The sequence below is a fragment of the Streptacidiphilus anmyonensis genome, from assembly GCF_000787855.1.
GTDB classification, from domain to species: domain Bacteria; phylum Actinomycetota; class Actinomycetes; order Streptomycetales; family Streptomycetaceae; genus Streptacidiphilus; species Streptacidiphilus anmyonensis.
Map to the genome: position 1 here is coordinate 42,562 of NZ_BBPQ01000063.1, position 6,463 is coordinate 49,024.

The following is a 6,463-nucleotide window of genomic DNA, read 5'->3' on the forward strand; positions in this document are numbered from 1 at the left end:
GCTGCCGGAGTTCTCACCTAGTAGTGCTTTGTTACTTGGTGCGTGGGGGCTGGTCAGAGGCGTGTTCCGGTAGTTCGTTGGGTGTATGACTCCGGAGGATCTGGCGGGCTTACGTGGTGAGTTGGAGGCGTTCGCGGCGGAGGTGTTCGCTCCGCTGCAACGTGTTGATCAGCAGGACAAGGGCCTGACCTATCTGCGGGGGCTGCTGCTGGACGGACGCCGGAAGTCGATGCAGCCGATGGCCGAGCGTCTGGGGATCGACCACCAGCGGCTGCAGCAGTTCGTGTCGTCCTCGACCTGGCCGGTCGAGGAGGTCCGCCACCTGATCGCCGCACGGGCCGTGCGGGAGCTGAAGCCGGATGCGTGGGTGGTCGACGACACCGGCTTCCCGAAGGACGGCACCGGCTCGCCGGGGGTCGCCCGCCAGTACTCCGGCACGCTGGGCAAGGTCGGCAACTGCCAGATCGGGGTCAGCGTCCACGCGGTCACCGACACCGCGTCCTGCCCGCTGGACTGGCGGCTGTTCTTGCCCGCCTCCTGGGATCCTGACCAGGCCACCGACCCGGCAGCTGCGGCGGAGATCACCCGGCGTCGGGACCTCTGCAAGATCCCGGCCGACCAGGGCCACCGCCCCAAGTGGGAGCTCGCGGTCGAGATGCTGGACCAGCTTGCCGCCCGGGGCCTGCGCCCGTCAGTGGTCGTGGCCGACGCCGGCTACGGTGACAATGCGGCCTTCCGCCACGCCCTCGACGAACGTGGCCTGCCGTGGATCGTGCAGGTCAAGGGCCAGGCCACCGCCCACCGGATCGACGTGGTCACCGTCACCCCGCCCTACAGCGGCCTGGGGCCGCGGCCCAAACCCCGCTACCGCACCCCACACCTGTCCCTGGCCGATCACGTGAGGACCGCAGGTCGGGCATCGGCCCACGCGGCCGCCTGGCGGCAAGGCTCACGTGATCGGCTCACCTCGACGTTCGTCGTCCTGCGTGTCCGCCTGGCCGGCCGCCGCCCGCGCTTGAACGACGACGGCACCCTGCCCGCATGCTGGCTACTGGCCCAGTGGCGGCCCGATCAGGCCGAACCATCGCACTACTGGGTGTCCAACCTGCCCGAGACCACACCGGCGAAGGAACTGGTGCGACTGGCCAAGATCCGCTGGCGGATCGAACACGACTACCGCGAACTGAAGACCGCCCTCGGCCTGGACCACTTCGAGGGCCGCTCCTGGACCGGCTGGCACCGCCACGTCACCCTGGTCACCGCCGCCCACCTCTTCGTGACCCTGACCAGGACCCACCCAAGAGTGCCTGCCGGGGCCTGACCCTCTACCAGACGGTCCAAGCCCTCGAGCACCTACTGACCGTCTGGACCGGCACCTGCCCCACCTGCCACCAGCACATCACGGCACCAGAACCAGCCCCGACCTAACAAAGCACTACTAGGTGCTGTCCGGCCGATCATGTGCGGAGCCAGATGACGCGGGCGGCTGCGGTGACGGTGCCGAACCTGCTCGCCGCGATCAACCTCGCCTACGAGCGAGGCGATGCCCTGCTCTGCATCCGCCTGTACGCGGCGGCCGACTGGTATCTGCGCATCGAGCGGCGCTGGCACGACGCCACGACTGTCGGCGAGGCCGTCCTGATGAACGCCTCGGATGCGCAGGACGAGACCGCCACTGCGTGGCTGCGCCTGCGCATCGGCATCGCCTTGGCGGAGATGGGCCGTCTCGAATCTTCCGAAACGCACCTCGTGGCGGCGCTGGACACGTATCGCCGGCTCGGGGACCACGCCGGACAAATGGCCGTGCTGGGGAACTTCGCAGCCTATGCCGCCCCGGCCGGTCGGCATGACGTGGCGTTCGCCATGGTGGCGGAGGCCCTGTCCATCGCCCGCCTCCCCGGGGACTCGATCGCCGCGGCGAAGGTCCTGAACAGCCGGGCCATCACCCATCATCAGCTCCACCGCCCGGCGCAGGCGTTGAAGGACCTGCAGGAATCGCTGCGCTACGCCCGGTCCGGCCACAACGGCCAGCTGGTCGCGACCCTGGTCCGCAACCTGGGCTTCACTTACCTCGTCCTTGAGGACCACCTCAACGCGGAAGCCCGACTCCGCGAAGCCACCGTCATGTTCCAGGAGCTCGGAGACACCTTCCGCCACGCCGAGTCCTTGCACGGCACGGCCCGGGCCCTGTACGGCCAAGGACGCCTCGCCGAAGCACGCCACAGCGCGGCGCGGGGCGACGCCGTTCTCGACAACGCCCCGGGCGAGCTGGCGGAGCATCAGCGACGAAGGCTCGAGTCCTCGCCGCTGCGCTATGACGAATCAACCGCCATCGATGGAACCGCACGGGCCTGAGCCCGATCAGCCGCCCCAGCCAGTTGCGGAGAAGCTCCAGGACTCCCGGACTCCGTCAGCTGCGTCTCGACTCCCCCAAGCAGATCACGGACCGGGCGTGAACGCCGGGTCTGGTATGCGCCACCAACCGGGAGCTGACCGGGGCGACGGTCGCGGTCTGGGAGCCGTTGCTGTACAGGGGCGGTATCTGCCCGGTAGTCGTGTCGGCACGGGGACGGGGACGAAGACGCCGACGCTCCGGGCGATACTGGCCGTGTGCACGGTGCCGCCGTGAGGTGTGTTTCCGCGCGCTTCGAGGCGACGGCCTCCCGCAGGCGCGTCCTTTCGCCCCGCTCGCGGGCGCCCGTGAGCTCTCTTAGCCTCCTGGAGTGCGCCAATGGCCCTGACGGATCGCTCGTGGCTGCCGAGGCGGGTGGTTAGAATCGCCCGAGTCGTTGGGACACGGGGGCACGGTGCGATTCGCTCTGCTGGGCACGCTTGAAGTCCATGCCGGTCACGGGCCGGTCAGTATCGGTAGCCCAAGGGTGAGGACCTTGCTGGCGACCCTGCTCTTGCAGGCCAACCGGTCGGTTGACGTTGACACTCTGATGGATGCTCTTTGGGGCGAGCAGATACCGCGGACCGCGCGTGCCTCGTTGCAGAACCACGTCGCCCGGCTTCGCCGGCACCTTGACGAGAGCGCATCCCCCGCTCCCCGCTCAGCGCGCGAGCGGCTGATGACCACCGCGTCGGGGTACCGGCTGTACGTGGGGCCCGGGGAATCGGACGCTCTGGAGTTCGAGCAGCTCCTCGCCGAGGCTCGCCAGGCACGCGGGGCCACGGACTGGGCCACGGTACTGCACCACACCACCGCAGCGAAGAGACTGTGGCGTGGCCGACCGCTGACCGGAATCCGCGCAGACCAGCTCCAAGCTGCCGTCCAGCGTCTGGTGGAGGGCTATCGTGACGTGCTGGAGTGGCACTTCGACGCCGCCTTGCGGACCGACAGGACCGACGGCCTGCCCACGCAGATCAACGCCGCCATTGAGGAGTTCCCCCTGGCGGAGGTTTTCCACATCCAGCTGATGCGGACTCTGCTGCACACCGGGCGCCACGCCGACGCGCTGAACGCCTACCAGAGGCTGCGTCGCACGTTGGCCGAGGAACTGGGCATCGATCCCTCCGCGGAGGCCCAACAGGTCCATCAACTCGCGCTCGAAGGCGCGCCGGAGCCAGCGGCCCCGGCATCAGGACGGCGCCCCCGCGCGGACAGGATGCCCGTCCCTTCCGGCACCGCGCCGAGGACGACGCCGGACCGGGTGCGCCCTGCCCAGCTGCCGCCGGACATCCACGACTTCACCGGACGCGTCGAGGAGCTCCGCCTCCTGCTGTCCGAGCTCGGTCCGGGCAAACTCCGCAGAAGTGCGACAGTCTGCGCGATCACCGGCCCGGGCGGAATGGGCAAGACAACCCTCGCCGTCCACGCCGCCTACCTGGCCGCGGACGCCTTCCCCGACGGCACGCTCTACGCGGACCTGCGCGGGGCGGACCGCACGGCCCTGGAACCCGCGGAGGTCCTGGCCGGATTCCTGCACGACCTGGGAACCGAACAGCACGACATCCCAAGAACATTGGACGGCCGGTCCGCGCTGCTGCGCAGCCTGCTCGCCGACCGGCGCGTTCTGATCCTGCTCGACAATGCGCGCGACGCCGCCCAGGTCCGTCCTCTGCTGCCCGGCGCGGGCCCGTCGGCCGCGATCGTGACCGGTCGTAGCAAACTCGCGAGCCTGGCCGTGAACCATCGAGCCGAGCTGGGGGTTCTCGCGCCTTCCGACGCCCGAGCCCTCCTGGCCTCCGTCGCCGGACGCGAGCGCACCGACGGCGATCCTGAGGCGACCCGTGCCGTGGTGGAATCCTGCGCGGGACTCCCGCTCGCCGTGCGCATCGCCGCAGCCCGCCTGGCCACCCGGCCCGCCTGGACCATGACCATGCTGGCCGCCAGACTGACCGACCGGACACGGCAGCTCGACGAACTGCGCATCGAGGATCTGGCGGTGCGCGCATGCTTCGAAATGAGTTACGCCCAGCTCTCCAAAGCGAGCGGGGGGACCGAGGGCGCAGCTCGCGCATTCAGGTTCCTGGGTCTGGCCCCCGGCAGGGACATCGCGCTACGCGCCGCAGCGGCGATGCTGGGACAGCCGCTCGATCTCGCCGAGGACCAGCTCGAGCAACTGGTCGACGTCTGCCTCCTCGACAGTCCCGCGCCGGCGCGCTACCGCATGCACGACCTCATCCGTTCCTACGCCCGTGACAAGGCCCTGACCGTCGACTCCGGGCCCACCCGGCAGGAAGCCGTCGGCCGCGTGTCGCGGTGGTACCTGCACAGCGTGCGGGAGGCCGACTCGACCCTCTTCCCCGGGCACCCCCGACCCCAGGCGCCGAAGCCCGACCCGCACTACCTGCCCCACGAGTTCACCACCCGCAAGCAGGCTCTGGCCTGGTTCGCGGCGGAACACGCCAACCTGATCCCCGCCACGGGCCTCGCGGCGGAACACGGCTTCCACGACGTGGCCTGGCGCATACCGGGCCACGCCTGGGCCTACCTCAACCACACCTGCAGTTTGGACGACTGGCTCACGGCCGCCGAGCTCGGCCTGCGAAGCGCCAGGATCATCGGCGACGAGCACGCGGAGAGCACCCTGCTGAGTTCGGGCGGAGCCGCCTGCGTCCTTCTTGGCAACGTGGAGCAGGCAGACAAGTACCTCAACGCCGCGCTCGACCTCCGTCGGCGCATCGGCGACCGATCAGGCCAGGTGGCTTCTCTGGCCACGCTCGGAGTTCTCTTCACTAACCAGGGCCAGTACGGCCAGGCGCGTGATCACCTCCTCCAGGCCCTCGGCCTCGCCACCACCAGGGAACTGCGCAAGAGCCGCGGCAGCGTACTGGGCCACCTTGCCGTTGTTGAGCAGGGCCTCGGCCTTTTCGACGAGGCCCTCCGCAGCAACCGGGAGTGCGCGAGCCTTGCCCGCGAGTTCCAGGACCACCAAAGCGAAGCCGGCGCGCTCACGCAGATCGGCATCATCGAGATCACCAACAGACGCCCCGAACAGGCTCTCGAACCGCTCCGAGAGGCCCTGGCCACTTCCCGACACGCCGCCGGAGACCTGTACGAGGCTCACGCATCAGCGGCCCTCGCCATTGCACTCGACCAGCTCGGCCGCACCGGAGAGGCGGAGAAGGCACGAGCGCGCGCCCTGGATCTGATCTCCACGCTGCATCCGACCGCGACAGCACGGATACGCAAGTCCCTACCGGGACCACTGACGACGCCGGACTGAAAGCGTGTCGCTCACGGGAAGACCAACGTGAGCCTGTCCGCCGCGAGTGAGCGGCCTGCGCGGACCGGGTCGAGCGTCAACCGCTGTCGGCCTGGGCGGCGGTCCGCTCGCGGGTGACCTTCCTGCGGGCCAGGAGTACGAAGAGCGCTGTGACGGCAGCCCACATCGGTCCCATGAGCATTTGGAGAAGCCCCAGCCAGGCGACGTCGCTGCGGCGATACAGTGCCGCCTGTGCGGCTGGGCTCGCGACGCTGACGAACGCAACCACTACAGTTGACACTGCGTAGAATCGGTGCAGTGCCTGGTGGGGGCACCACCCGGGTGGGCGGCCCACGATCCTGTTGGCGACCAGGGCCTGCCAGGGGCCGGCCGGACACGAGGGACAGCAGGCAGACAGCCGTTGCCACGACCGGGATCAGCATGGGGGCAGGAAGAACCCCCGCGCCTGCCCCGTCCAGCCGGCCACGGCCGAGCACGCACCGCCGCAACCGCACCGGTGACAGCGAACATCGTGCGTGATCGTGATGTCGTCATCACGCCGACCCGGAGTCGATGGCATCGTCGCAGCCGGCGTCGGCCGGTGACCTTCGAGGACGGGAGACGGCCCGCCTTGGAGGTTCCGGTCAGCGCGTCGCCGTCGACTGTAACGGCGACGATCAGGCGAGGCTCATCGGGCGGGTGATGGACTTCCTCCAGGTCAACCGGTCACCGTTGGGGGCGATGTCCCGCAGCGTCAGGGGCTCGCCCCGCGCCCCCGGGCTGTGCCCTTGGTCCGAGGCACGCGCAGCCGC

The 6,463-nt window shown here is 69.7% G+C and carries 3 protein-coding genes; all 3 read left to right on the top strand.

The annotated features are described in order from the left end of the window. Window positions 1–85: 85 nt before the first annotated feature. The 3 genes from TR50_RS33765 (at window position 86) to TR50_RS33775 (ending at window position 5,672) form a co-directional block, all read left to right on the top strand. Window positions 86–1,321, top strand: coding sequence for an IS701 family transposase (locus TR50_RS33765; RefSeq protein WP_042431279.1), 1,236 nt, complete (start codon window positions 86–88; stop codon window positions 1,319–1,321). Between the two features lie 170 nt (window positions 1,322–1,491). After that, window positions 1,492–2,355, top strand: coding sequence for a tetratricopeptide repeat protein (locus TR50_RS33770; RefSeq protein WP_160311230.1), 864 nt, complete (start codon window positions 1,492–1,494; stop codon window positions 2,353–2,355). A gap of 452 nt (window positions 2,356–2,807) precedes the next feature. Beyond that, window positions 2,808–5,672, top strand: a complete 2,865-nt coding sequence (locus tag TR50_RS33775; RefSeq protein ID WP_152648785.1) for an AfsR/SARP family transcriptional regulator — start codon at window positions 2,808–2,810, stop codon at window positions 5,670–5,672. Window positions 5,673–6,463 lie beyond the last annotated feature (791 nt).

Excerpts from the sequence above, each read along its gene's own strand:
- TR50_RS33765 (WP_042431279.1), top strand. The coding sequence starts at position 86 with ATGACTCCGGAGGATCTGGCGGGCTTACGTGGTGAGTTGGAGGCGTTC.